Raw genomic sequence first — 26,369 nt, 5'->3', positions numbered from 1 at the left:
TGAGTGATGCCGGGCAAAACAGCGCTCCATTATAATGCCGCCAGACACAAAGGAGCGGTAAGATGAAAACCCTTTACTTTATTACGCACAATACGTCTGAACCTATTACCTCATGGTTACATCAGCATCTCATGAATAACCCGTCAGGCAACACGCTGTACATGTTAACCAAACATCATTCTCCAATGATAAACAGAGACTACCTCAAACTCGTTATTTCAGGCGATGTCGTCGGGGGCCATTTTTACCAGCCATTACGCCGTGCTGCTCTGGAAATGCAATTTGATTTTTTCTACAAACCCGCCGTCATCCCTGCCAATGGACTTATTGTGTTTGATATGGACTCGACGTTTATCGAAGAGGAAGGCGTGGATGAAATCGCCCGAACACTGGGCATATCTGAGAAAATTACGGCGCTGACTCAGCAAGCGATGGAAGGAAAACTCGATTTCGATACCAGTTTTACCCGGCGTATCGCAATGCTTAACGGGACACATAACGCGGTACTGGATGATGTCTGCAACCGGATGACCCTGTCGCTAGGGCTTGACATTATCCTCCCCATTCTTAAAGCAAAAGGATTCAAAACAGCGATTATCTCCGGCGGATTAGACCTCTTTGCTCAACGGCTAAAAAAACGATATCAACTCGATTTCGCGTTCTCCAACACCGTTGAAATGAAGAATGGCGTCTTAACCGGAAATATCACGCATCCGATAATCAATGCTGAGAATAAAAAGCAGACGCTGATTAATCTGGCAGCAGATTTGAATATTTCGTTATCGAATGTCATCGCCTGTGGTGATGGCGCTAACGACCTCCCAATGCTACTTCAGGCAGGAACAGGTCTTGCGTGGAAAGCCAAACCCCTGGTGAAAGAACATATTCACCAGCAAATTAATTTTAATGGATTCGAATCGTTACTATTTTTGCTCGAAGACGGTTTATAACTCCCCTGTATTGCTGGAAGAGAAATTCAACATGAGCATAAAAAAATTTATTTTCAGTCAGGAAGACCTTCCCGTTGTCAAAGAAAAGAAAGAGATCGACCCTGTTTATAAAAAATTCAGGGCAGAAATCATTGCATCCGTATTTATCTCTTACGCGGTATTTTATTTAACCCGAAAAAACTTCGCATCGGCGATGCCAGCGATGCTGACGGACACCTCGCTGACAGCAGAAGACTTCGCCATCATGTCTTCGCTTTTTTACATTCTTTATGGCTCAATGAAATTTGTCGGCGGTATGTTGGTCGATAAAATTAACCCCAAAGCGATGACCGGACCGGTGCTTATCGGGGTCGGTATTGTCAATATTCTGTTTGGCTTCTCTGACAGTGTGGCAGCATTTTATGTGCTCTATAGCCTTAACGCGATCCTTCAGGGCACCAGCTTTCCGCCAATGGCGAAAATTATGGCCTGCTGGTTTTCTAAAAATGAACGTGGTCGCTGGTGGGCGATCGTCGAAGCGGCACACAATATTGGCGGTAGTCTTGCCCCACTGATTACCAGCTTCGCCATTGCCTTTAGCGGAAGCTGGAAAATGGGCTTTTATGTTCCCGGCGTGATCTCGCTGTTAATGGGGGTCGTCGCCTTGTATACCATTAAGGATCGTCCAGGCACGTTAGGATTACCCGCCGTCGGCGTGTGGCGAAATGATCCCACGGAACTCGCGCAAGTCAACGCCAGCCCCGTTAATCTGAGCTTTTGGCAGGTTTTCGTAAAATATATTCTCACTAACCCGTTGGTATGGATCATTATCATTGGCGATATGTCAGTCTATGTTGCTCGCACGATCCTCAATGACTGGCCACAGATTTACTATTCTCAGGTTCATGGCTGGAGTCTGATTAAAGCGAACTCCATTATCTCCTGGTTCGAAGGAGGTGGGCTTGCAGGGGGATTGCTGGCGGGATATTTGTCAGATTTCATGTTTAAAAGTAACCGCTGGATGACCGGTCTGATTTTTGCCCTGATGTTATGTGTGTGTATTGCGCTTATTCCTCTGGTGCAGGATACCTCCTACACCATGACCGCCGTCCTCTTCACGATTATGGGATTTGCCCTGTACGGGCCGCACATGCTCTTTGCCGTCGGGTGTCTCGACGTAACACACAAAAATGCCGCGGGTTCTGTCACCGGCTTCAGAGGACTGTTTAGCTACGTCGGCGCCGCAATGGCCGGTGTGCCGGTTATTCTGATTAAAAATAGCTGGGCATGGTCGGGGGTGTATATGTATGCGGTGATCGCCATATTATTAACGACGCTCTCCCTGGCTTTACTCTCCAGACTTCATCGCTTGTAAATCATCATCAGGCAGCCGCTCCCGCCGCTGCCTGACAATGCCCATCAGAAGCGGTAATCCACTGCCATAAAGTAGCGACGTCCGTCCTCGTTGTAACTGTAATCGTCGCGGCTAAGATCTTTATCGGTCAGGTTCAGCACGCCCGCACGCAGCTTAACGTTCTTCGTCGCCTGCCATGCGCCGCCGGTGTTCCAGATGACGTATCCGCCCGGGGTTGCGCCGTTTGTGGTCATGGCGCGTTTCTCGCCGCTGTAGTTCGCCTGCATATAGAATGACCAGTCCTGCGTCGCCTGCCAGTCCACCACACCGTTCGCCGTGTGGTAAGGCAGCTCGGACAGCGGTTTGTTGCCGCCGTTACTCAGGTCTCGACCGTCGTTGTAGGTGTAGTTCAGCGTGACTTTCCAGTCTTCCGCCAGTGGGAATTTCAGCTCGGTTTCTACGCCGCGGATACGCGCTTTGTTGACGTTGTAATAACGGAAAATCGGTTCGCCGTCGGCATTCAGACCCACGTAGTTCGGGTAGTCTTTCGCCTGATCGACGTTAGCGGTACGGCTGATGCTGATGCGGTCATCGACGTCGTTCTGGAAAGTCGTGATGCTGCCCTGTACGCCTTCCAGCCAGCCTTCTTCTCCGGCGTAATAAATACCGAGCTCATAGCTTTCACTTGTTTCCGGTTTCAGGTCCGGGCTACCCACAATCTCACAGGCGCCACGGCAGGAACCGGTGGTCCAGTCCGGGCTGAGCTGCAGTAATGATGGCGCTTTGAAGGCATTTGCCCAGCCGCCTTTCACCGTCACGGTGTCGGTGGCGGTGTACACCAGATACGCACGCGGGCTCCAGTGATCGCCGTAGGTTTCGTGATCGTCCATACGCACGCCGGTGGTCAGCGCCAGCGGCTCGAAAATCCGCCATTCGTCTTCGATAAACAGCGCGTACTGGCTGGCGGATGTGTTGCCGCTGCCCTGTAAATTGACCGGGTCTTTAAGCTTATCGTGACGCCATTCGCCGCCCACCGTCAGCAACTGATTGATGGCGTCCAGTGGCAGCACGTATTTGCCGTCAATCGAATTACTTTCAGAAGTGATAACGCCAGCCGCTTCCGGATTTTTGTTATCCACTTTTTCGCCATAGAACTTCAGTTCACTGTTGCCCACGTCCCAACGGCCGTTGTGGCTTAAGGAATAGTTCTGGCGTTCCAGGCGGTTTTTATCGAGGGAATCAGAATCACGGTCCTGACGGTCGAAGCCGTATCCGGCGGTAAAATCGTGGTTGTCATTTGGCGTCCAGGCAAACTCTACGTTACCGTCACGGCTGGTGTAGCCTTCAATGCGCGGGGATTCACCACTGGCCGCCGTCGAAGATTTCTGCTGTTCGTCTTTTTCACGTTTGGACAGGTTGCCGTAGGCTTTCAACCCCAGCACGCCGTCAATTAGCGGGCCGCTGGTAAAGAACTGCCCATTGTAGGTGTCGCCGCGGTCACGATGTTCCTGAATCGTGGTATCGGCGGTCAGCGTACCGTGCCATTTCTGGCCGATTTTTTTGGTGATGATGTTCACCACACCGCCTAACGCATCGGAACCGTACAACGACGACATCGGGCCACGCACCACTTCGATGCGTTCGATGGCGTCCACGGGGATCCAGTTGAGATCAAAATCGTTATGGCGGAACACGGCGTTGCGCGAGTTAACGCGTTTGCCGTCGACCAGAATCAAGGTGTAGCTGCTGTCGAGTCCACGCAAACTGACGCCCTTGCGATTATCCCCTTCGTTGGTGAGCTGCACGCCCGGGACGTCCTGTAATACGTCTTTCAGATTCTGCACCGGACGACGCTGAAGATCCTGCTGGGTAATCACGCTGATGCTGGCTGGCGCATCTTTCACGCTCTGCTCCGTCGCGGAGGCCGTGACCACCAGGGTTTCATCGTCGTTTTCAGCCATTACTGGCATCGCCAGCGCGAATGCGGATGCGCACAACCCGCCCCGAACAAGAGGATTTAACCTGAACATTTCCTTTCTCCATGAGGTAAACAACAACAACCAAAAAAAGTGCAGATGTGGCTGGTCACCCTGGTCCGGTTACGTCCTCGGACAAGATGCGGGGAGTGGCTTCATCCTGAAAGTGCGTAGATGATAAGAAGAATGATAACAATTATCAATTCAATTGTGAGAAATTATGTCTGACGGATATAGCAAAGGCATCAAGATGCCCGTTGGTGCTACGCTTGCCGTATCTACAAAATCCATAGGCCCACGCAAGCGCAGAGCTGCCTGGCAAAAAAAAACCCTCCGACTGGAGGGCTTTCATAGGGGAATAATCACTTACTGTTTGAAGCGTTCCGGGAATGTCATTTCGCTGTAGCGTACGAAGCGACTGCCCTTCGAGAGCTTGTAGCCAAACCAGATAACCAGGAACAGCGGGATACCGATGTAGGTTGCCGCTACACCGCCCCAGTCAATGGTATCTTTCAGGAAGGCTTCGTAGTTCTGGCCGAGCGTGATAATCAGACACAGGACGAATGCAAAGATTGGCCCAATCGGGAAGAAGCCCGAACGGTACGGCAGATTATTCAGATCATGCCCCTGCATCACGTAACCGCGACGGAAACGGTAATGGCTGATAGCAATCCCGAGCCAGGCGATAAACCCGGTCATTCCTGAAGTATTCAGCAGCCAAAGGTAAACGGTCTGGTTGCCGAACATAGAAGTCAGGAAGCACAGCCCCGCCACCACGGTGGTCGCATACAGTGCGTTACGCGGCACGCCGCCTTTGGAAAGCTTAGAGAAAATACGCGGGGCTTTACCGTCACAGGCCAGGGTGTAAAGCATACGAGTCGAGGCATACATCCCGGAGTTACCGGCAGACAGCACTGCCGTCAGGATAACCGCATTCATTACCGCCGCCGCAGACAGCAGGCCAGCATGCTGGAACACCAGCGTGAACGGGCTGACGGAAATGTCTTTCACGTCGTTACGCAGCAGGCTCGGATCGGTATAAGGAATGATCAAGCTGATAATCAGGATTGCGAACACATAGAACAGCAGGATACGCCAGAACACCTGACGCACCGCGCGTGGAATGTTCTTCTCTGGATCTTCGGATTCACCCGCCGCGATACCGATAAGTTCGGTACCCTGGAAGGAGAAGCCGACAATCATCGCCACGCCAATCATCGCCGCAAAACCGCCAGCAAACGGCGCATCGCCGGTTGTCCAGTTGCTCCAGCCTACCGGTTGCGCGCCTTTAAAGATGCCGAAAATCATCAGCACGCCAACACCGATAAAGATGATGACGGTAGTCACTTTAATCAGCGAGAACCAGTATTCCGCTTCACCGAAACCTTTGACCGAGATCCAGTTCAGCAGGAACATAATGCCGAGGAACAGTGCGCTCCAGATCCAGCCCGGCGTGTCCGGGAACCAATAATTCATGACCAGCTGTGAGGCGACAAGGTCGACGGCGATAGTTACCGCCCAGTTGTACCAGTAGTTCCAGCCCAGCGCGAAGCCGAAACCTTCTTCTACATAGTTCTGACCATAGGTCGCAAACGAGCCTGACACCGGCATAAATGCTGCCAGTTCGCCAAGGCTTGTCATCAGGAAGTACACCATCAGACCAATAAGAATGTAAGAAAGCAGTGCGCCGCCTGGGCCCGCCTGCGAAATGGTTGCCCCTGAGGCAACAAACAACCCTGTACCGATTGAACCACCAATAGCGATCATCGTCAGGTGACGCGCCTTAAGTTCGCGACGGAGCGCGGGCGCTTCTGTGGTTTTAGTTTCGGAAACCATAGGAAAATGCTGTCCTTCCAAAAAATGAGGCGCGATTGTAGCAGACGATCGCTGTTCCTTCCGGCACAAATGCGCACTTATAAGAGAGCTTCATGATGAAGCACAAATTATAAGTAAAGCCCTTTTTCTGCCGTTTCGCCATGCCATCAAATATCGCAATATCGCAGGAAACGCCGCAGCGCATTTGAAAGGTGTTTTTGCCGGTGATGGATGCGCCAGAGCTTGCGCGTCAGGCGCGGCAGCGGGACGGGAAGTTCGACCAGCGTGCCGCTGTCGAGCTGTTCGGCAATCACGCGCCGTGACAGACAGCTGATGCCCAGGCCGTGGCGCACCGCGTGCTTGATGGCCTCAGAGTTACCAAGCTCCATCCCGAGATGAAATTCCGGCAAATGGGACAACAGCAGGTAATCAACGATTTCACGCGTACCGGAACCGCGCTCGCGAAGGATCCACGGCGCTTCGGCCAGCCTCGCCAGCGTCACCTCCCCTGTCAGTAACGCCGAGCCAGGTGCGGCGAACACCACCAGCTCATCTTCCAGCCAGGGTTCGGCAATAATTTCTGCGGCGTGGCATGGGCCTTCGATGAGTCCGATATCCACGCGGAAATCGCTGACGGCGTTGATCACGTCCTGACTGTTACCGACGCTGAGCTCCAGCGGCAGCGACGGAAAATCACGGCGATAGCGGGCGATGATTTCCGGCAGAATGTAATTACCGATGGTGCTGCTGGCGAAAACACGGATAGCGCCGTTATCTTCACGAAACAGCTGCTCGATTTCGGTTGCCTGTTCCAGCGTCGCCAGCGCGCGCGGATACAACAGACGGCCATGTTCGTTCACCACCAGTCGTTTCCCGACCCGGTCGAACAGCTGCACGCCGAGCTGACCTTCCAGATCGGTAAGCGCCGCGCTGACCGCCGACTGCGATAACGACAGCATTTGCGAGGCCTGGGTTGTCGAACCGCTTTTTAGCACTTCGGCAAACACTTCAAGCTGACGTAAGGTGATATGCATAGAGAACCTTCATTTATATACCCTACATAATTCGAGTTGCAGCCAACGCAACGGTGGCTTGAAGTATGTCGGGCATACCAGTTATTCAGATTGATTATAAACATATAATCAATTTTATTTTTAAGCCAGCGGCACGTAACCTTTAATCCAGATAAAGGAGAAGGTTATGACAACACTCACGCTTAACAGACACCGACATTCGCTCGGGCATTTTGTCCCGGGTCTGGCGCTTACCGCCTTGATTACCGGCGTTGCACTGTGGACCGGAAGCATTCCGGCGATTGCCGGCGCGGGCTTTAGCGCACTGACGATGGCTATTCTGCTTGGGATGGTCGTCGGCAACACGGTTTACCCAAAAATCTGGCAGCGCTGCGACGGCGGTGTGTTGTTCGCCAAGCAGCATTTGCTGCGTCTGGGCATCATTCTTTATGGCTTTCGCCTGACGTTTTCGCAAATTGCTGACGTAGGTTTCAGCGGGATCGCCATCGACGTGCTGACGCTCTCCAGCACTTTTTTACTGGCGTCTTTCCTCGGCCAGAAAGTGTTTGGCCTTGATAAACAGACCAGTTGGTTAATTGGCGCGGGCAGCAGTATCTGTGGCGCGGCGGCCGTACTGGCGACAGAACCGGTACTGAAAGCCGAATCCAGCAAAGTCACCGTGGCGGTTGCGACGGTTGTGATTTTCGGGACCATTGCCATTTTCCTCTACCCGGCGATGTACCCGGTACTGGCCCACTGGTTTACTCCGGAAACCTACGGGATTTACATGGGTTCAACCATGCATGAAGTTGCACAGGTTGTGGCGGCAGGACACGCCGTCAGCCCGGATGCTGAAAACGCGGCTGTGATTGCCAAAATGCTGCGCGTGATGATGCTGGCACCGTTCCTGATTATCCTGGCCGCTCGCGTTAAACAACTGGCACCGGCGGGTAGCGGTGAAAAAAGCAAAATCACCATTCCGTGGTTTGCGATCCTGTTCATCGTGGTGGCGATTTTCAACTCGTTCCACCTGTTACCTAAAGCGGTTGTAGACGTGCTGGTAACCCTCGACACCGTACTGTTAGCGATGGCGATGGCGGCTCTGGGCTTAACCACCCATGTCAGCGCACTGAAAAAAGCCGGAGCGAAACCGCTGTTGATGGCACTGGTGTTGTTCGTCTGGCTCATCATCGGCGGCGGCATGATTAACGTTGCAGTTCATGCCCTGATGGCATAAAGCACTGTATCACTCTCCTGTTAACCCGCTATGATTAGCCTTTGCTATGCATTTCCTTTTAGGCGGGTTTAACAGGAGTTTTTTATGAAATTTATCGGAGCACATGTCAGCGCCTCCGGCGGTGTCGCCAATGCCGCGATTCGCGCTGCGGAACTTGAGGCCACTGCATTCGCCCTGTTCACCAAGAACCAGCGCCAGTGGCGCGCGGCCCCGCTGACCAGCGAGGTCATCGACGATTTCAAAGCCGCCTGCGAAAAATACCATTTCTCTCCTGCGCAAATCCTGCCGCACGACAGCTACCTGATTAACCTCGGCCATCCCGTCACCGATGCGCTGGAAAAATCCCGTGAAGCCTTCGTCGACGAACTCACCCGCTGTCAGCAGTTAGGGCTGACGCTGCTGAACTTCCACCCTGGTAGCCACCTGATGCAAATCCCGGTCGATGATTGTCTGGCGCGCATCGCCGAGTCGATCAACATCGCACTGGCACAAACCGAAGGCGTCACCGCGGTTATCGAAAACACCGCAGGTCAGGGCAGCAACCTGGGCTTTGAGTTCGAACACCTGGCGGCCATCATCGACGGCGTGGAAGATAAATCTCGCGTCGGCGTGTGCATCGATACCTGCCACGCCTTCGCCGCAGGCTACGACTTACGCAGCGCTGAAGAGTGTGAAAAAACCTTCGCAGAATTCGAACGTATCGTTGGCTTTAACTACCTGCGCGGAATGCACCTGAACGACGCCAAGAGCGCTTTCGGCAGCCGCGTTGACCGCCATCACAGCCTCGGTGAAGGCAATATCGGCCACGATGCGTTCCGCTGGATAATGCAGGACAACCGCTTCGACGGCATCCCGATGGTGCTGGAAACCGTTAATCCAGATATCTGGGCTGAAGAAATCGCATGGCTGAAAGCGCAGCAGAATGAAGTTGCGGCGGCGTAAAACGAGCACATCCACTGTGCTCATCGGTATCACGCCAGAGCGATAAAGAAACCGGCAATGGTCGCGCTCATCAGATTGGAGAGCGTGGCCGCAAGTAACGCCCGAAAGCCAAGTTGTGCAATCTCCGGCGCACGCTGCGGTGCAATGGCTGAAAATGCCCCGACCACGACGCCAATGGAGCCAAAGTTGGCGAATCCACACAGTGCAAAAGAGATAATGGCGATAGTTTTCACATCCAGGCTGCTGCCTGCTTGCAGATAAGGCGAAAAATGCAGGTATGCCACAAACTCGTTGATCGCCAGTTTTTGCCCTATCAAACTCCCCGCAAGGTTAGCATCGCCCCAATCCACCCCCATTAACCATGCCAGTGGCGCAAGCAGATAACCGAAAATACCTTCAAGCGTGGCGTGACCAAAACCAAACCAGCCGCCAACGCCACCAATAATACCGTTCAGTAAGGCAATAATAGCCACGAAAGCCATTACCACCGTCGCGACGCCTGCGGCAATTTTCAGCCCGGTCATTGCGCCTGCGGCCGCCGCCTCAATCACGCTTTTTGCCGGTGTTTCTGTGAAAGACAAATTATTGAACGAGACCTGAGAAGCCTCTGTGGCTGGGCTCAGCATCCGGGCAAACAGAATACCGCCGGGGATTGCCATCAATGAAGCTGCCAGCAGATAATCAATCGGCACGCCAAGCGCTGCATAACCGATCATCGTTGAACCGGCAATGGAGGCCATCCCGCTGCAAATCGCAGTGAACAGTTCGTTGCGATTGAGCTTATCCATAAACGGCTTCACAATTGCCGGGATTTCGTTTTGCCCGAGAAAGATGGTTGTTACGGCAACAAAAGATTCGATCTTGCTGATATCCAGGGCTTTCTGGAAAATCCCCCCCAAAATTCGGATCAAGCTCCCCATTATGCCAATGTAATACAGCAAACTAACTAACGCTGTGATGAAGATAATGGCTGGTAATACGCGAAAAGCAAAAATAAAACCAGCACCATTAAATACCACATCCATTTTTGGCCCGACTAAAGAACCAAAAATAAAAGCACTTCCGGCATCGCTGTAAGACATAACTTTATGAATGCCTAAGGCCGCCTGTTCAGCTAGCCATTTTCCCGGAGGGAAATAAAGCACAATACCACCAATAACAATCTGTAATAACAATGCCGCACCAATAGTGCGCAAGCGAATATTTTTCTTATTTACCGACAGTAAAAACGCAATTGCCAGTAAAACTACCATACCCAGAAAACTTCTCATTATATCCATAATGATCATCTCTTGTGCCAGGTCTGATTTTTAAGGGCGACCGCTTGCTGCCCAGGAAGAGTTTCAGGCATGTCAGGTGGAACATGCCTGGATTCAGATGCCGTTATTTAGCCAAACGGTACATGCCCACACACTCTTCCACTAAATCCCAAAATTGATGGGTGTCGATACTCATCCCCACTTTGACATTTGCGGGCTTGCCCAGCACGCCCAACTCATCACAGACGGTACGTCCATAACATGGGCCGCTGTTCACATCGATTTCGACGTACATGTCCTGAGTGTGAATCTGTGAAGGGTTAATGAGATAGCCTATGCAGGTGGCATCGTGTACCGGTCCGCCCGCCAGTCCGTAATTTTCAAACTGAGTTTTGAGCGTGAAATTCATGATATCGCTGAACAATTTTCCAGCCGCGCCCCCGACTTTTTCCATCCGCGCGATCACCTCTGCTGTACAGACAGTCTGGTTAGTTAAGTCGAGTCCCATCATTACCAGCGGCACGCCGGAAGTGAAGACAACCCGGGCAGCTTCTGGATCGGCGAAGATATTGAATTCTGCCGACGGGGTAAAATTACCCGTGCCGTACGCCCCGCCCATCAGAACGATTTCACGTATTTTAGGCAAAATAGCAGGCTGCATGCGCATTGCGACTGCAATATTACTGAGTGGCCCGACGGGCACTAGCGTAATATCACCTTCACTCGCCATCAGGGTATCAATAATATACTTAACAGCATGCGTATTTTCGGCTTTGCGTGTCAGCGGCGCAAAAACAGGACCATCAAGCCCCGATTCCCCATGAATATTATCTGCCACAATTTGCTCACGCATAATCGGCTTTGGCATACCCGCATATACCGGTACATTTATATCCAGATACTGACAAACATTTAGACCATTCACGAGTGTTTTATCCAGCGTCTGATTTCCGGCGACGATAGTAATACCCAACAAATCAATGGCTGGATGTTTCGCCGCCATCATAATCGCAATGGCATCATCGTGACCCGGATCACAATCAAGAATGATTTTTCTCTTTTCCATTTTTATTTCCTCGGTGATTAACGACAGCGTTATTTTCATTTCGATGATGAAATGTAAACCAGAGTGATGATTGAATCGTAACAACGCAAAACGTATGCTGGATATGAGAAATCTCATACCGGGAAAGGGCGATGAAAGAAATCTATAACGAGGATCTCAAAAAGCAGCTGATCCGTGAATCAGGCTACCTCGGGCGGTTTTCCGTGGCCGTTGAGCGAGCGACGCATCTGTTTCACATCGCTGCCGGAGACTACATTGTTGAGGAAGGCGCGCAGCCCGTCTGGTTGTTTTATCTGGTCCGCGGAAGGGCCAAACTTTATGCCACACTGCCTAATGGCCGCGTTTCATTGATCGATTTTTTCGGCGCGCCCTGCTTTATCGGTGAAATCGAGCTGGTGGATACCAGCCACGAGCCACGCGCTGTACAGGCCATTGAGGAGTGCTGGTGCCTCACACTCCCCATGAAATCGTTCCGTCCGCAGTTGCTCAATGATGTGACATTTTTACGCAACCTCTGCATTGCGCTTAGCCGTAAGAACTATCGGAACATTGTCTCTTTGACGCAAAACCAGTCATTTCCGCTGACAAACCGACTGGCGGCGTTTATTTTGCTGACCCAACATGGCGAGCTTTATCAGGAAAAACATACGCAGGCCGCAGAATATATGGGCGTATCATATCGTCACTTGCTGTACGTAATTGCGCAATTTACCCGGGATGGATTACTGCAAAAAAAGAAAACGGGATATGCCATCAGCAACAAACAGGCATTGTTCACCCTCGCGCTGGCGATGGATCCGGAGAGAAATTTTAGTGGGTTGCTGACATAAAAAAGGCAGAGCGAGCTCTGCCTTTTAGAACGAGACGGTGGTTTACGCTGCTTTAGCAACTGCCTCTGCTTCCGGGCGTTTCAACACCGCGTAAGAGATACCCGCAACCAGCGTACCGGCGATAATCGCCATCAGGTAACCCAGAACCGGGGTGATTGCGCCTGGGATAAGCAGGACAAACAGACCGCCGTGCGGCGCCATCAGTTTCGCACCGACCGCCATCGACATTGCGCCTGTTACCGCGCCACCGATGATACAGCAAGGCAGAACGCGCATTGGGTCACGGGCTGCAAACGGAATCGCGCCTTCGGTAATGAAGCACAAACCCAGTACCAGAGCGGCTTTGCCCCCTTCCTGCTGCGCTTTATCGAACTTACGACGTGCCACAATCGTTGCCAGACCAAGCCCCAGCGGTGGTACCATGCCTGCCGCCATAATCGCGGCCATCGGCGCATAAGTCTGCGTACTCAGCAACCCGACACCAAACGCATATGCCGCTTTGTTCACCGGGCCACCCATATCGGTACACATCATCGCACCCAGGATGGCGCCGAGCAGAACCGCGTTCGCGGTACCCATGGTTTGCAGCCAGTGCGTCAGACCCGCGAGGATGCCAGAAACCGGTTTACCAATCAGGTAAATCATCGCCAGACCGACAATCAGGCTGGAAAACAGCGGGATTATCAGAATCGGTTTCAGCGCTTCCATGCTAGGTGGGAGCTTCACTTTGGTGCTGATCATTTTCGCGACGTAACCGGCAAGGAAACCCGCAATGATACCGCCGATGAAGCCCGCCCCGGTGCTGACTGCCAGCATACCGCCAATAAGACCTGGGGTCAGGCCCGGACGGTCTGCGATAGAGAAGGCGATATAACCCGCTAACACCGGAACCATCAGCGCGAAGGCTGAGCCGCCGCCGATTTGCATCAGTGCCGCCGCCAGTGTGCCTTCTTCTTTGAACGCGGTAATGCCGAATGCGAAGGAGAGCGCGATACACAGACCGCCCGCTACCACCATCGGCAGCATGTAAGATACGCCGGTCAGCAGGTGGCTGTACGCCCCGCCGCCTTTCTTCTTACCTTCCTGAGCCGACTGTACGTTGCCTTTCGGCAGATACGGTTCAGCTTCAACCACCGCTTTGTCCAGTTCCTGAGCCGTTTTCTTCAGCGCCAGACCGGTAGACGTGCGATACATTGGTTTGCCGGCAAATTTCGCCAGGTCTACTTCGATATCTGCCGCGACGATAACCAGGTCTGCTTCCGCCACTTCTTCTGGGGTAATCGCATTGCCCGCCCCAACGGAACCGCGGGTTTCAACTTTCACCCACCAGCCGCGTTTTTTGGCTTCGGTTTCAATCGCCTCTGCGGCCATAAAGGTGTGAGCCACCCCGGTCGGACAAGCCGTAACGGCCACGATGCGTTTGGCACCACTTTTCGCCACTGGCGCAATCGCCGCAGGCGTCACGTACGGCGCTGCGTGAGATTTAGCTTCGCTCAGGAACAGCTCCGGGTGTGCCACCGCGCGATTCACATCGCCGAGGTAAACCTGTTTGCCGTTCAGCGCGCTATCCGCTGGCAGTGCAGAACCCAACACAATAGCCAGCTCAGCGTCGTTCGGGTTGTCGATAATGTCTAAATGGGCTTTTTGGGCCGCCGCGCTCAGAAGGGTTTTCGCCATATAGGCGCGCGCCTGTCCGAGTCCGGAATCGATAATCAGCAGCGTTTTCATTATGCCTCTCCTGCTGTCAATTGAAGGGTTGTAAGTCAACACGCGCCATCATCGCGGCCAACTGGGTACGATCGGTAATCCCTACGTTACTCTGACTGACGGCCAGTGCAGCAACGGCGGTCGCCAGGCGTAACGTATGTTCACTGGATTCGCGCATCAGAAGGCCGTAAATCAGGCCACCCACCATCGAATCCCCGGCACCAACGGTGCTCACCACCTCTACGGACGGCGGTTTTGCAATCCACTCACCGGATGCGTTGACCCACAGCGCGCCTTCAGCACCCAGTGAAATCACCACATGTGCAATGCCCTGCTCGCGCAATGCGTGCGCAGCTTCAATCACATCTTTCATTTCCGGCAGTTTGCGACCGGCCCAGATTTCCAGCTCGCGACGGTTAGGTTTAACCAGCCACGGTGCAGCTTTCAGACCGGCCACCAGTGCTTCACGGCTGCTGTCGAAAATGATACACGGACACTGGCTGCGCAGGCGCGTCATCCAGTCAGTGAAGGCTTCCGGGCTGACACCCGCAGGCAGACTACCGCTGACGCACACCATATCGAACTGACCCAGCCAGCTCAGGGAATCATTCACAAAACGCTCCCAGTCGCCTGCCGTGACGTCGAAACCGGAGAAGTTAAAGTCGGTCACTTCACCGTCTTTTTCTGTCAGTTTGACGTTAATACGGGTACGGCCCTGAACCACCTGGAAGCGGTTGGCAATACCGAGTTCGCTGAACAGTTGTTGGAAGCCATCCTGGTTGTCTTTACCAAGGAAGCCGCCGACGGTCACATCAATGCCGAGATCTTTCAGGACCTTCGCAACGTTAATGCCCTTACCCGCCGCATGCAGACCGGTGGTACGCACCAGGTTCACTTCGCCGCGTTCAACTTCCGGGGTAAACCCTACGAGATCGTAGGCCGGATTGAGGGTGATTGTGGCAACACGTCTGCTCATTACGCGCCCTCCCCAAGACCGGAAGCGATGGCTTCGCCAATGGCATTCAGTGCCACCTGCGCATCATCACCCTGGGCGGTAAAGCGCAGGCGATGGCCTTTTTTCACGCCAAGCGCTACGACTTTCATCAGGCTGCGACCGTTAGCCGGTTTTCCGCTGCCGTCGAGATTGGTGACGGTAATGTCACTGCTAAATTGTTTGATAGTGTTCACCAGCATGGTTCCTGGACGCGCGTGGAGTCCGTGTTCATTGCGGACAACAAATTCCGCACTCAGTACATCTTCCGCAGGAGAATCGTCGCTGGTCAGCAACGCTAACAGCGTTGCTGCATCGGCGTTCAGCAGGCGTTCAGCTTTATTGTCGAGCAGCAATGCACTCAGACGGCTCAGCACCGCAGTTGGCTGTTCATCGGCCATGGCGACGGTCACCAGCAGCGCGGCGGAGTGCCCATCAACGGTAAACGGCGCTTTAGCCCGGCTCACCGCAACGGCGCTTTTCAGGTTGCCTTCAGCACTGTCGTTCAGCCAGATGCCCTGCCCCAGATTCAGCGGCTGGTCATTAATGACATGTGCAACAAACCCGGCATCCGCGGCACCCGCTTCTTTCAGACGCGCAGCATTTAGCGCCTGCAACGTCACCAGACTGCTCGCATCGACGTCCAGCGTGAGGGTGTCGTTATCGAGTTTCAGCGCATCACTCTGTTTTTCGCCCATCAGTAGCGCGCGCAGCTCTTCCGCGGTGGTCGCGGATTTCAGCTGTTCAGCCACGTCATCATCGCTCAGCACGTGCGTCAGCTGACGCAGCAGGCCGAGGTGTTCGTCGGAGCTGGCGGCGATGCCGATCGCGACATACGCGGTCTGCCCTTCGCCCCAGGTAATGCCCTGTGGGAACTGATAAACCTGAACGCCGGTTTTCAGAACCTGATCGCGGGTATCGGTGGTGCCGTGAGGGATGGCGATACCGTTGCCAAGAAACGTCGAGGTCTGCTGCTCGCGAGCCAGCATTCCGTCGACGTAACCGTTCGCAACGTTGCCGGCGCTGACCAGAGCTGACGCAATCTGGCGAATCGCCTCTTCTTTATTACCGGCCTGCTGACCGGGATGAATATCCTGAGCTGATAACTGGAACATGGTTCTCCTCTCTCGCTGAATTGAATCGTTTCAGCTAACTTGAGAAAAAATACGTCACCCTGCTTCTTGTAAGATGAAAAGATGACGCTGAAACGTTTCAATGAGTCTGTGTCAGCCTTGTACAATGCGCAAGAAAAGTTTATTTCTGGATTACAGAATTTAGAGCTACTGCACATTTCGTTATCATTCCTGCCACATTTGCTGACGCTCTCCCGCTTCGTCAGCCACTGCGTTCAGCCGCGTCAGCCAGGAGTGATTCTCATTATGAAATGCCATTTTGATTTTTTGTGCATTCGTTGACGCACCCACTGTTTATTTTCTGACAGCCAGCGTAAACTTCGGCCTCTTCCTGTTTTTTGATAACCCAAAATGTCTAATACGACCGTTGCTACCCCGCGCCGGGGATTTGATCTGACCTCATCCGCCTTCCTTCTGGTCGCGTTTCTGACTGGCATTGCTGGCGCACTGCAGACGCCAACCCTGAGCCTGTTTCTGACCAACGAAGTCCACGTCCGCCCGGCGATGGTCGGCTTCTTCTTTACCGGCAGCGCGGTGATTGGCATCCTGGTGAGTCAATTTCTCGCCGGTCGTTCAGATCGTCAGGGTGATCGTAAGTCACTGATTGTCTTTTGCTGTTTGCTCGGGATGATGGCCTGCGTGCTGTTCGCATGGAACCGTAACTACTTCATCCTGCTGTTTGTTGGCGTCTTCCTTAGCAGCTTCGGCTCGACGTCCAACCCGCAGATGTTTGCCCTTGCGCGTGAACACGCCGATAAAACTGGCCGTGAGGCGGTGATGTTCAGTTCTATTCTCCGGGCGCAGGTTTCACTGGCGTGGGTGATTGGCCCGCCCGTGGCCTATGCGCTGGCGATGGGCTTTGGTTTTACCACCATGTACCTGTCCGCTGCAGTGGCTTATGTGATTTGTGGCGCGGTTGTCTGGATGCTGTTGCCCAGCATGCGCAAAGTGCGCCCGGCCGCAGGCACGCGCATTGAAGCGCCGCGTACCAACCGTCGTGACGCCCTGCTACTGTTCGTCATCTGTACGATGATGTGGGGCACTAACAGCCTGTACATCATTAATATGCCGCTGTTCATTATCGATGAACTGCATCTGCCGGAGAAACTCGCTGGGCTGATGATGGGCACCGCGGCCGGACTGGAAATTCCGACCATGTTGATTGCGGGCTATTACGCCAAACGTTTTGGTAAGCGTTTTCTGATGCGTGTTGCGGTAGTGGCGGGGGTATTTTTCTACATCGGGATGCTGACCGTTCACTCCCCTGCGCTGCTGCTGGCGATGCAACTGTTGAACGCCATTTACATCGGCATTCTCGCAGGGATTGGCATGCTCTATTTTCAGGATTTGATGCCTGGTCAGGCTGGTGCGGCAACGACGCTGTACAGTAACACCACGCGCGTCGGCTGGATTATTGCTGGTTCAATGGCAGGCGTAGTGGCTGAAATCTGGAGTTATCATGCGGTGTTCTGGATTGCGCTGGGGATGTGCATCATCACCACATTTGGCCTGTGGCGGATTAAAGACGTTTAGGGTGCGGTTAACGCTTCCAGATGAATGAGATACCTCATCGCCTGCTGTGACGTTGCTCCACACATTTCTGCGGAAGGTTTAAGCCCGGCGCACACTTTCGGGCGCAGCGGCGAGCCAAAGATTTTGCAGCGCAGTCGCTCATCAAGCTGAATGCAGGGCGTGTTAGCAGGTTTGCCGTGGGGCATTCCCGGGATTGGGCTGGAAATCGAAGGCGCAGTACAACACGCGCCACAGTCCGGTCGGCAATCCATCTTTCACTCTCTCATTTATCTGGAAACGCACCTTATCACCTTTTCACAAAACCAGCGAATTCCACTTGCCTGAAAGCCGCGGCACGAGTACTTTTACGCGATATTTTAGACTTCCCTGAAACAGGATTATTGCAATGCCAAGAGCGAATGAAATCAAAAAAGGTATGGTGCTGAATTACAACGGCAAACTGCTGATTGTAAAAAATATTGATATTCAGTCACCGAGCGCCCGTGGCGCAGCAACGCTGTACAAAATGCGCTTTGCCGATGTGCGTACCGGCACCAAAGTTGAAGAGCGTTTTAAAGGCGACGATATTGTCGATACCGTGACCCTGACCCGCCGTTTCGTTGACTTCTCTTACATCGACGGCAACGAATATGTGTTCATGGATAAAGAAGACTACACGCCGTACACCTTCAATAAAGATCAGATTGAAGAAGAGATTCAGTTTATTCCAGAAGGCGGGATGCCGGACATGCAAGTTCTGCTGTGGGACAGCCAGCTGCTGGGCCTTGAGCTGCCGCAAACCGTTGATCTGGAAATTGTGGAAACCGCACCGGGCATCAAAGGTGCATCCGCCAGCTCCCGTACTAAACCGGCGACGCTGAACACTGGCCTGGTGATTCAGGTGCCTGAATACCTGACGACCGGCGAGAAAATCCGCATTCATATCGAAGAGTGCCGCTATATGGGCCGCGCTGATTAATTTTTTGATGTGAACGCCCGGCGGCGTTGCACTTGCCGGGCTTACGGTTCAGATGTTGTATGCCCGATAAGCGTCAACGCCATCGGGCAAACAGGCTAGCAGTTTAACCGCAATTACAGCAGTTCCGGGTATTTGGTCATTTTCAGCGTCAGCTCTACGCCGCGCACTTCAGCCATCCCTTTCAGACGACCAATTGCCGAATAACCCGGATTGGTTTTCTTCTTCAGATCGTCCAGCATCTGATGCCCGTGGTCCGGACGGAACGGGATAGGACGCAGGTCGCCCGCTTTCTTGCGGCGTAACTCTTCAGACAGAATCGCGTCAACCACCGCCACCATATTCACGTCACCGTTCAGATGCGAACCTTCATGGAACGTTTTCGGATTGGCTTCACGGCACGTTGCGCGCAGGTGAGTGAAGTGAATACGGTCACCGAAGGTTTCAATCATTTTGACCAGGTCGTTGTCGGCGCGAACGCCATACGAACCGGTACACATGGTGAAACCGTTATAGATGCTGTCGACGGTCTCTTTCAGCCACTGCATATCTTCGATGGTCGAAACGATACGCGGCAGACCGAGAATGGGACGCGGTGGATCGTCCGGGTGTACCGCCAGGCGCACGCCTGCTTCTTCTGCCACCGGAACGATAGCGCGCAGGAACACCGCCATATTTTCACGCAGGTTGTCTTTACTGATGTGATCGTACTCAGACAGACGTTTGCGGAACTGGTCCAGGGTGTACCCCTCTTCCGCGCCCGGCAGTCCAGCAATGATGTTGCGAGTCAGTTTTTCGACTTCTGCCGCGCTCATCGCATGAAAATAGTCTTTCGCCTGCTGCTGCTCTTCCGCGCTGTAATCCGCTTCAGCGCCTGGGCGCTTGAGGATGTGCAGCTCGAACGCCGCAAAGGCGATCTGGTCGAAACGCAGGGCTTTGGAACCGTCCGGCAGGGTGTATTCGAGATCGGTACGGGTCCAGTCGAGAATCGGCATGAAGTTGTAGCAAACGGTATCTATGCCGCAAGCCGCGAGGTTACGGATGCTCTGCTGGTAGTTCGCAATCCAGGTTTTGCATTCACCGGACTGAGTTTTAATGTCTTCGTGAACAGGAATACTTTCCACGACGGACCAGGTCAGCCCTTTTTCAGCTAACAGCGCCTGACGCGCTTTAATTTCATCAACCGGCCAGACCTGACCGTTTGGAATATGGTGCAATGCGGTTACAACGCCGGTGGCGCCAGCCTGGCGCACATCATCAAGAGAAACCGGATCATTCGGTCCATACCAACGCCAGGTTTGTTCCATTGCTTCACCCTCTTAAGTTGTTATACCAATATTAATAATACAGATGACGACTACCATACATGTTTCTCTGGAAGGGTCAATTTCCGCCCCGGCTTTGATTGATCCAGCTCACATTCCCCGGATAAATACGGCACACCAATTCAATTTGCTGTCATATAACTTTACACTACCCATTGTTAATTAATGGTTAAGTAGGTGTTTATATAATGAAGACGATCGCCACCGCCACGCTGCCCGACAACGTGCAGTTGCCTCAGTATGACCGACAACAGCTCCGTTCGCGGATTGTCCACTTCGGCTTTGGCGCATTTCATCGCGCACACCAGGCGCTGCTAACGGACCGGGTGCTGAACGCGAAAGGCGGTGACTGGGGATTGTGTGAAATAAGCTTATTCAGCGGCGATGTGCTGATGAGCCAGCTGCGCGCCCAGGACCACCTTTATACCGTGCTGGAGAAAGGTGTGGACGGTAATCAGCCGATTATTATCGGCGCGGTGAATGAATGCCTGAACGCTAAACTCGATTCCCTGGCAGCGATTATTGAGAAATTCTGTGAGCCGCAGGTGGCGATTGTTTCCCTGACCATCACCGAAAAAGGTTACTGCATCGACCCGGCCACCGGTCGTCTGGATGTGTCGCAGCCACGGATCGTTCACGATCTGGAGAATCCGTCTGAACCACATTCCGCTCCGGGCATTCTGGTCGAAGCCCTGCACCGTCGCCGCGAGCGCGGGCTGGCGCCGTTCACCGTGCTTTCCTGCGATAATATTCCGGACAACGGCCACGTGGTAAAAAACGCGGTGCTGGGCATGGCCAACAAGCGCTCACCAGAGCTGGCACAGTGGATAGCGGAACACGTTAGCTTCCCGGGCACTATGGTCGATCGCATCGTTCCGGCGGCGACGGAAGAGTCGTTGGCGGAAATTGAAGCGGCGATTGGCGTTAACGATCCATGTGCCATCAGTTCTGAACCCTTCATTCAATGGGTGGTAGAAGACCATTTTGTGGCGGGACGTCCTGATTGGGAGATTGCGGGCGTGCAGCTTGTGAGTGACGTGCTGCCGTGGGAACAGATGAAACTGCGGATGCTGAACGGCAGCCACTCTTTCCTCGCCTACCTCGGCTATCTGGCAGGCTACGAGCACATCAGCGATTGTATGCAGGACGCTGATTTTCGCCGTGCAGCGCTGCGTTTGATGATGCAAGAACAGGCTCCTACGCTGCGCATCACCGGCGTGGACTTGCAGGGTTACGCCGACAGCCTGATCGACCGCTTCACCAATCCGGCATTAAAGCACCGCACCTGGCAAATCGCGATGGACGGCAGCCAGAAACTGCCTCAGCGCATGCTGGAAGGTATTCGCCTGCACCTGCAACGTGAAAGTGACTGGCCACTGCTGGCACTCGGCGTAGCAGGCTGGATGCGCTATGTCAGCGGCACAGATGAACGCGGGAATGCCATTGATGTACGTGACCCACTGGTCGAAAAAATTCAGTCTATCGTTGCCAGTAGCAATGAAAATGACCGCGTGACCGCCCTGCTCACGCTGAGCGAAATTTTCGGTACCGACCTTCCGCAAAACGCCGCGTTCGTCAGCCAAATCCAGCACGCCTGGCATCGACTGACAACCGAAGGCGCGCGTCAGGCAATCATTTCCACCGTGAATCTTTAACAGATCCTGCTATTTAGCGGACAGATATGTTGTCTGTCCGCCCTAAGTCTTCTCTTTTACGTCATTTTTCGCCAGGATATTGCGCACCTGTGACTTTATTACAGATGTTCATTCTGGAGCCAACGTGACGCTAACGAACCTGATTACCGGCTTTCTCGGCAGCGGTAAAACGACCTCCATTCTCCATTTACTGGCGCATAAACCGGCTGATGAAAAGTGGGCGGTGCTGGTCAATGAATTCGGCGAAGTCGGTATCGACGGTGCGCTGCTGGCTGACAGTGGAGCGCTGCTCAAAGAGATCCCCGGCGGCTGCATGTGTTGCGTCAATGGGTTGCCGATGCAGGTTGGACTCAACACCCTGCTGCGTCAGGGCAAACCGGATCGCCTGTTGATTGAACCAACCGGCCTCGGCCATCCGAAGCAAATACTTGATATCCTCACCGCGCCCGTTTATGAACCGTGGATCGATTTGCGTGCCACGCTGTGCGTGCTCGATCCGCGTCAGCTGCTCGATGAAAAAGCGGTCGCCAATGAGAACTTCCGCGATCAACTCGCGGCGGCCGATATCATTGTGGCGAACAAAAGCGATCGCACAACGCCGGAAAGCCAACAGGCGTTCGATAGCTGGTGGCAAACCTACGGCGGTGATCGCCAATATGTGCAAGCCACTCAGGGTGCAATCGACGGCGCATTGTTAGATTTACCACGCAGGAATCTGGCGGCTCTGCCCGAGAGCGTGGCGCATTCGCATAGCCATGCCTCGAACAAAGGTCTGGCGGCGTTGAATTTGCCTGAACATCAGCGCTGGCGTCGCAGCATTAACAGCGGTCAGGGCCATCAGGCCTGTGGCTGGATTTTTGATGCTGACACCCAGTTTGACACCATTGGCCTGCTGGAATGGGCCCGTCTGGCGCCGGTTTCGCGGGTGAAAGGCGTGATGCGTATTGCGGAAGGATTAGTCCGTATTAATCGTCAGGGTGCTGACCTGCAAATTGAAACCCAATCCGTTGCGCCGCCCGACAGTCGTATTGAGCTTATCAATGACAGCGAGACTGACTGGAATGCACTACAGTCAACCTTGTTGAAGCTTCGTTTAAGTTAACGTCGGTATGTTGCGCGTGTTTTACCTGCTTTGAAGACTCTATTATGAAAACTCGAATTCCCCTTATATTACTGCTGAACATCGCTGGTCTGGCCCTCTTTATGAGCTGGTTTTTACCCGCTAATCACGGGTTCTGGTTCCCGCTGGACTCCGGTATTTTCCACTTCTTTAATCAGGGTCTTGCCGACAGCCACATTTATGTGTGGTTCCTCGCCATCACCAACAATCGGGCCTTTGATGCCTGCTCGCTATTGGCGATGGGTTGCGTGATGCTCAGCTTCTGGCGGAAAGAAGCGCCACAGGGTCGCCGTAAAATTATTATTATTGGCCTGGTGATGCTGCTGGCGGCAGTCGTGGTTAACCAACTCGCCCAACATATAATGCCGGTCAAACGCGCCAGCCCGTCGCTGTTTTTCCCTGACAGCTATCGGGTCAGCTCCCTGCTGCATATTTCGACTAAGGACGCATCAAAAGACAGCTTCCCTGGCGATCATGGGATGATGCTGCTGATATTCTCCACCTTTATGTGGCGATATTTTGGCCGTAAAGCGGGTGCCGTAGCCCTGATTATTTTTGTGGTTTTTGCATTCCCGCGCGTAATGATTGGCGCTCATTGGTTCACCGATATTGCCGTCGGCTCACTGACAGCGGTCCTGATTGGCATGCCGTGGATCCTGCTCACATCGCTCAGTGATAAAACAATTGCCCTGTTTGATCGCCATTTACCCGGTTCAAATAACAAAAACAAAACAAGTTCCTAACTAAAATTATTCATCATCATCAGGGATCGCTTTCGCTCCCTGATGATGAGTTGAAGAAAAAATATTCAATCTCATCATTTTCCTGTCATCAGATTTTGCTTAAAAATGAGCTAATTGCCTATTTAACATGCAGCTTTTCCGCTATTTTTCGCGTTAGCAGAATCCTCTCTTTGCCTATCACAATTTCTTATTAAAAATCCCGTAAAAGCGCTAGCCAGCCTGGTTTTGATAGGGTAATCTCAATCTCGTTTTGTCTTTCCAGAGATAAATAATTCAGGAAGTGAATAAATTTGTGCAGTACTGCACAGTTTCACACTTCGGGAATTGTCTCATTGATGACAGGTATTTAGTCTCGTCACGGTTGGCATTTTTATAACGGTTTTTATCGTTAAGGACTTCAAGGGAAAATAAATCACATGGTCAAATCTCAACCAATTTTGAGATACATCCTGCGGGCAATACCCGCGGTAGCAGTCGCGGTCCTGCTTTCTGCATGTAGTACGACAAACACCGCAAAGAATATGCATTCTGAGACGCATGCTGTGGGTAACGAAGATCCTTCGTCACTGCAAGCCTCTCAGGATGAATTTGAATCCATGGTGCGTAATCTTGACGTTAAGTCACGCCTGATGGATCAGTACGCCAGCTGGAAAGGCGTACGCTATCGCCTCGGTGGCGAAACGAAACGTGGTATCGATTGTTCCGCTTTCGTCCAGCGTACCTTCCGTGAACAATTTGGTATGGATCTGCCCCGCTCTACTTACGAGCAGCAGGAAATGGGCAAGTCGATTAAACGCACTCAGCTGCGCACTGGTGATTTAGTGCTGTTCCGCGCCGGGTCGACGGGTCGCCATGTAGGCATTTACATTGGCAACAACCAGTTCGTTCATGCATCCACCAGCAGTGGTGTGACGATTTCAAACATGAGTGAGCCTTACTGGAACAAGCGCTATAACGAAGCGCGACGTGTTCTGAGCCGTTCCTGATGTTCTTCTTGCTGTCGGTTTTCCCTTGGCTGACAGCGAGAATCAGAAAAAGCACTGCTTAGCAGTGCTTTTTTTTTTCTTCTTCCGTCTCTGCCTGCCAGGATGGCGAAATAGACTATGCTGGAAAGACGCAGCCCTGCGTCACAACGCATTGAATTACCGTTTCAAATATCACGGATAAAGAAAGCTATGTTCACGCGTTACTTCTCGCTCGGCCGCAAGATCCTCTTCTCCAGTCTGTTGCTGGGCGTGGTGATTGCTTTACTGGCCGGCAGTGCGCAGCTAATGATTTTCCATCATAAACGTGCTGAACAATTCGATATCGTCATTCACGATTTGCAGAAATACCTGAACGGCTATTTTGGCGAACTGCTGAATACGGTTGATAAGCTTCAGCCGCTCACCCTGAGCCGCTGCACGGACGTTGCGCCCGAGCTGACGTCCCGAGCCGCCTTTAGCCTCAACGTCCGCGCCTTTCTGTTGGTGAACAACAATAACGCCACCTGCTCTTCGGCCACCGGCGAAATGAACGTGCCGATGAAACAGCTAGTGCCGCAGGTGGATTTCACTAAATCTCTGGATATCGAAATCCTTCCCGGCACGCCGATGCTACCGCAGCGCCCCGCGTTTGCCCTCTGGGTGCGCAGCCCATTGCTGGAGAATCGCGGTGTTTTCACCTCGATTAACGCCAGCCTGATGCCGTGGATCCTCTACTCCTCACGCCAGAATCAGTTCAGTGGCATTTCGATAATCGCCAATAACACCGCTATTTCTACCTTCAGCCCCCATCCGTTGCTGGTCAGCGAGCTGAAAGGCACGCCTATTCGCAGCGCGCAAATCAACAATCTGCCGCTGACGGTAAACGTCTATGGCGATGCGTGGGCCGTCGAGAATCTACAATATTCGCTGCTAATGGGCGTGATGTGCGGCCTGCTTTCTGGCCTGCTTTGCTATTACGTACTCACCATCCGTTTGCGCCCGGGCAGGGAAATTACTACCGCCATTAAGCGCAACCAGTTCTCGGTGGTCTATCAACCCGTGGTGGATGCCCAGGATATGCAGATTCGCGGAGTGGAAGTGTTAATGCGCTGGAAGCACCCTGCTGCGGGTGAAATTCCTCCTGACGCGTTCATCAGCTTCGCCGAAGCCCAGCAGCTCATTGTGCCACTGACCCGTCATCTGTTTGAACTGATAGCCAAAGACGCGCCGATGTTGCAAAGCATACTCCCGCCGGGCGCAAAGCTTGGGATCAACATCGCCCCGGCCCATTTGCTGGCAGATAGTTTCCAGCAGGATCTGCGGGATCTCAGCGCTATGCTGCCACCGAACGACTTCCAGCTGGTGCTGGAAATCACCGAGCGTGACATGCTCAATCAACGCCAGGCAATGAAGCTGTTTGAATGGCTGCATAATGAAGGTTATGAAATTGCGATCGATGATTTCGGTACCGGCCACAGCGCGCTTATCTATCTGGAGCGTTACTCCTTCGACTACCTAAAAATCGATCGCGGCTTTATCAACGCCATCGGCACCGAAACGGTAACCTCTCCGGTTCTGGACGCCGTGTTATCGCTGGCTAAAAAAATGAATCTGGTCACCGTGGCAGAAGGCGTGGAAACCCAGGAACAGGCGAACTGGCTGCGCGAACACGGCGTCAACTTCCTGCAAGGATACTGGGTAAGCCGCCCGCTGACGCTCGAAAAGCTGCTCGAAGCCCATGCAAAACCAGAGAATTATTTCACAACGGTCTGAGCGTCACTTATGATTCAACAAGATGAGTGAATTGCCCGAATGACCGCA

22 protein-coding genes are annotated in these 26,369 nt (G+C 53.0%); 12 read left to right on the top strand and 10 right to left on the bottom strand.

What is annotated here, in order from left to right; genetic code table 11:
• Nucleotides 1-62: 62 nt before the first annotated feature.
• Nucleotides 63-950 (top strand): phosphoserine phosphatase SerB, encoded by an 888-nt coding sequence (gene serB, locus MUU51_RS16310; protein WP_374684793.1) that lies wholly within the window; start codon nucleotides 63-65, stop codon nucleotides 948-950.
• A gap of 31 nt (nucleotides 951-981) precedes the next feature.
• Entirely contained in the window at nucleotides 982-2,304 is a 1,323-nt protein-coding gene (locus tag MUU51_RS16305) for an MFS transporter (RefSeq protein WP_159770462.1), read from the top strand.
• 44 nt (nucleotides 2,305-2,348) lie between these two features.
• On the opposite strand, the gene cirA is transcribed toward MUU51_RS16305, so the two are convergent.
• From cirA to yieE, 3 genes are all read right to left on the bottom strand, one after another.
• Complete coding sequence (cirA, locus tag MUU51_RS16300) at nucleotides 2,349-4,313, bottom strand: catecholate siderophore receptor CirA (protein WP_159770460.1); 1,965 nt, start codon at nucleotides 4,311-4,313, stop codon at nucleotides 2,349-2,351.
• A 312-nt stretch (nucleotides 4,314-4,625) separates the two neighbouring features.
• Nucleotides 4,626-6,095 carry an amino acid permease gene (locus MUU51_RS16295; protein WP_159770458.1) on the bottom strand — a complete coding sequence of 490 codons (1,470 nt, stop codon included), beginning with the start codon at nucleotides 6,093-6,095 and terminating at the stop codon, nucleotides 4,626-4,628.
• Between the two features lie 146 nt (nucleotides 6,096-6,241).
• Nucleotides 6,242-7,108, bottom strand: a complete 867-nt coding sequence (yieE, locus tag MUU51_RS16290; protein ID WP_159770456.1) for a DNA-binding transcriptional regulator YeiE — start codon at nucleotides 7,106-7,108, stop codon at nucleotides 6,242-6,244.
• Nucleotides 7,109-7,274: 166 nt separating this feature from the next.
• On the opposite strand from yieE, the gene MUU51_RS16285 reads away from it, so the two are divergent.
• Both MUU51_RS16285 and nfo read left to right on the top strand, forming a co-directional pair.
• Nucleotides 7,275-8,324: a YeiH family protein gene (locus tag MUU51_RS16285; protein ID WP_258968134.1), complete on the top strand. Its 1,050-nt coding sequence runs from the start codon at nucleotides 7,275-7,277 to the stop codon at nucleotides 8,322-8,324.
• 84 nt (nucleotides 8,325-8,408) lie between these two features.
• A complete protein-coding gene (gene nfo / locus MUU51_RS16280; protein WP_258968133.1) occupies nucleotides 8,409-9,266 on the top strand; it encodes a deoxyribonuclease IV in 858 nt (285 codons plus the stop codon).
• A 29-nt stretch (nucleotides 9,267-9,295) separates the two neighbouring features.
• On the opposite strand, the gene MUU51_RS16275 is transcribed toward nfo, so the two are convergent.
• Both MUU51_RS16275 and rihB read right to left on the bottom strand, forming a co-directional pair.
• Entirely contained in the window at nucleotides 9,296-10,546 is a 1,251-nt protein-coding gene (locus MUU51_RS16275) for a NupC/NupG family nucleoside CNT transporter (protein ID WP_258968249.1), read from the bottom strand.
• 103 nt (nucleotides 10,547-10,649) lie between these two features.
• On the bottom strand, nucleotides 10,650-11,591 hold the full coding sequence (gene rihB / locus MUU51_RS16270) for a ribosylpyrimidine nucleosidase (protein ID WP_159770807.1): 942 nt from the start codon (nucleotides 11,589-11,591) through the stop codon (nucleotides 10,650-10,652).
• 131 nt (nucleotides 11,592-11,722) lie between these two features.
• Here rihB and MUU51_RS16265 point away from each other — a divergent pair, with 131 nt between their 5' ends.
• The gene (locus MUU51_RS16265) at nucleotides 11,723-12,421 is read left to right on the top strand and encodes a transcriptional regulator YeiL (RefSeq protein WP_159770450.1); all 699 of its coding nucleotides are present in this window, start codon (nucleotides 11,723-11,725) and stop codon (nucleotides 12,419-12,421) included.
• Nucleotides 12,422-12,463: 42 nt separating this feature from the next.
• Here MUU51_RS16265 and fruA read toward each other — a convergent pair whose 3' ends face one another.
• The 3 genes from fruA to fruB are packed head-to-tail and all read right to left on the bottom strand — an operon-like array spanning nucleotide 12,464 to nucleotide 16,234.
• Nucleotides 12,464-14,149, bottom strand: a complete 1,686-nt coding sequence (gene fruA, locus MUU51_RS16260) for a PTS fructose transporter subunit IIBC (protein ID WP_258968132.1) — start codon at nucleotides 14,147-14,149, stop codon at nucleotides 12,464-12,466.
• 16 nt (nucleotides 14,150-14,165) lie between these two features.
• Nucleotides 14,166-15,104 (bottom strand): 1-phosphofructokinase, encoded by a 939-nt coding sequence (gene fruK, locus MUU51_RS16255; protein WP_110509390.1) that lies wholly within the window; start codon nucleotides 15,102-15,104, stop codon nucleotides 14,166-14,168.
• Complete coding sequence (fruB, locus tag MUU51_RS16250; RefSeq protein WP_258968131.1) at nucleotides 15,104-16,234, bottom strand: fused PTS fructose transporter subunit IIA/HPr protein; 1,131 nt, start codon at nucleotides 16,232-16,234, stop codon at nucleotides 15,104-15,106. The genes fruK and fruB overlap by 1 nt, the downstream gene beginning before the upstream one ends.
• 369 nt (nucleotides 16,235-16,603) lie before the next feature.
• Here fruB and setB point away from each other — a divergent pair, with 369 nt between their 5' ends.
• The gene (setB, locus tag MUU51_RS16245) at nucleotides 16,604-17,785 is read left to right on the top strand and encodes a sugar efflux transporter SetB (protein ID WP_258968130.1); all 1,182 of its coding nucleotides are present in this window, start codon (nucleotides 16,604-16,606) and stop codon (nucleotides 17,783-17,785) included.
• On the opposite strand, the gene MUU51_RS16240 is transcribed toward setB, so the two are convergent.
• Nucleotides 17,782-18,036: a YkgJ family cysteine cluster protein gene (locus MUU51_RS16240; protein WP_159770440.1), complete on the bottom strand. Its 255-nt coding sequence runs from the start codon at nucleotides 18,034-18,036 to the stop codon at nucleotides 17,782-17,784. The genes setB and MUU51_RS16240 overlap by 4 nt on opposite strands.
• 134 nt (nucleotides 18,037-18,170) lie before the next feature.
• Between MUU51_RS16240 and yeiP the strand changes: the two genes are divergently transcribed.
• A complete protein-coding gene (gene yeiP, locus MUU51_RS16235; protein ID WP_110509382.1) occupies nucleotides 18,171-18,743 on the top strand; it encodes an elongation factor P-like protein YeiP in 573 nt (190 codons plus the stop codon).
• Nucleotides 18,744-18,856: 113 nt separating this feature from the next.
• Here the strand turns inward: yeiP and uxuA are convergent, their stop codons facing one another.
• The gene (gene uxuA, locus MUU51_RS16230; protein WP_159770437.1) at nucleotides 18,857-20,047 is read right to left on the bottom strand and encodes a mannonate dehydratase; all 1,191 of its coding nucleotides are present in this window, start codon (nucleotides 20,045-20,047) and stop codon (nucleotides 18,857-18,859) included.
• 206 nt (nucleotides 20,048-20,253) lie between these two features.
• Between uxuA and MUU51_RS16225 the strand changes: the two genes are divergently transcribed.
• From MUU51_RS16225 to pdeN, 5 genes are all read left to right on the top strand, one after another.
• A complete protein-coding gene (locus MUU51_RS16225) occupies nucleotides 20,254-21,720 on the top strand; it encodes a mannitol dehydrogenase family protein (protein WP_258968129.1) in 1,467 nt (488 codons plus the stop codon).
• Nucleotides 21,721-21,844: 124 nt separating this feature from the next.
• Nucleotides 21,845-22,822: a CobW family GTP-binding protein gene (locus MUU51_RS16220; protein WP_159770431.1), complete on the top strand. Its 978-nt coding sequence runs from the start codon at nucleotides 21,845-21,847 to the stop codon at nucleotides 22,820-22,822.
• Nucleotides 22,823-22,866: 44 nt separating this feature from the next.
• A complete protein-coding gene (locus MUU51_RS16215; RefSeq protein WP_200849674.1) occupies nucleotides 22,867-23,583 on the top strand; it encodes a phosphatase PAP2 family protein in 717 nt (238 codons plus the stop codon).
• Nucleotides 23,584-23,999: 416 nt separating this feature from the next.
• Complete coding sequence (gene mepS / locus MUU51_RS16210) at nucleotides 24,000-24,569, top strand: bifunctional murein DD-endopeptidase/murein LD-carboxypeptidase (protein WP_159770428.1); 570 nt, start codon at nucleotides 24,000-24,002, stop codon at nucleotides 24,567-24,569.
• A 189-nt stretch (nucleotides 24,570-24,758) separates the two neighbouring features.
• The gene (gene pdeN / locus MUU51_RS16205; protein ID WP_159770425.1) at nucleotides 24,759-26,321 is read left to right on the top strand and encodes a cyclic di-3',5'-guanosine monophosphate phosphodiesterase PdeN; all 1,563 of its coding nucleotides are present in this window, start codon (nucleotides 24,759-24,761) and stop codon (nucleotides 26,319-26,321) included.
• Nucleotides 26,322-26,369: the final 48 nt, after the last annotated feature.

It is taken from the genome of Scandinavium manionii, assembly GCF_024764775.1.
In the GTDB taxonomy this organism is placed as follows: domain Bacteria; phylum Pseudomonadota; class Gammaproteobacteria; order Enterobacterales; family Enterobacteriaceae; genus Scandinavium; species Scandinavium manionii.
Note: the sequence above shows the minus strand (reverse complement) of the source record. Positions and strands in the feature narration are given on the sequence as shown.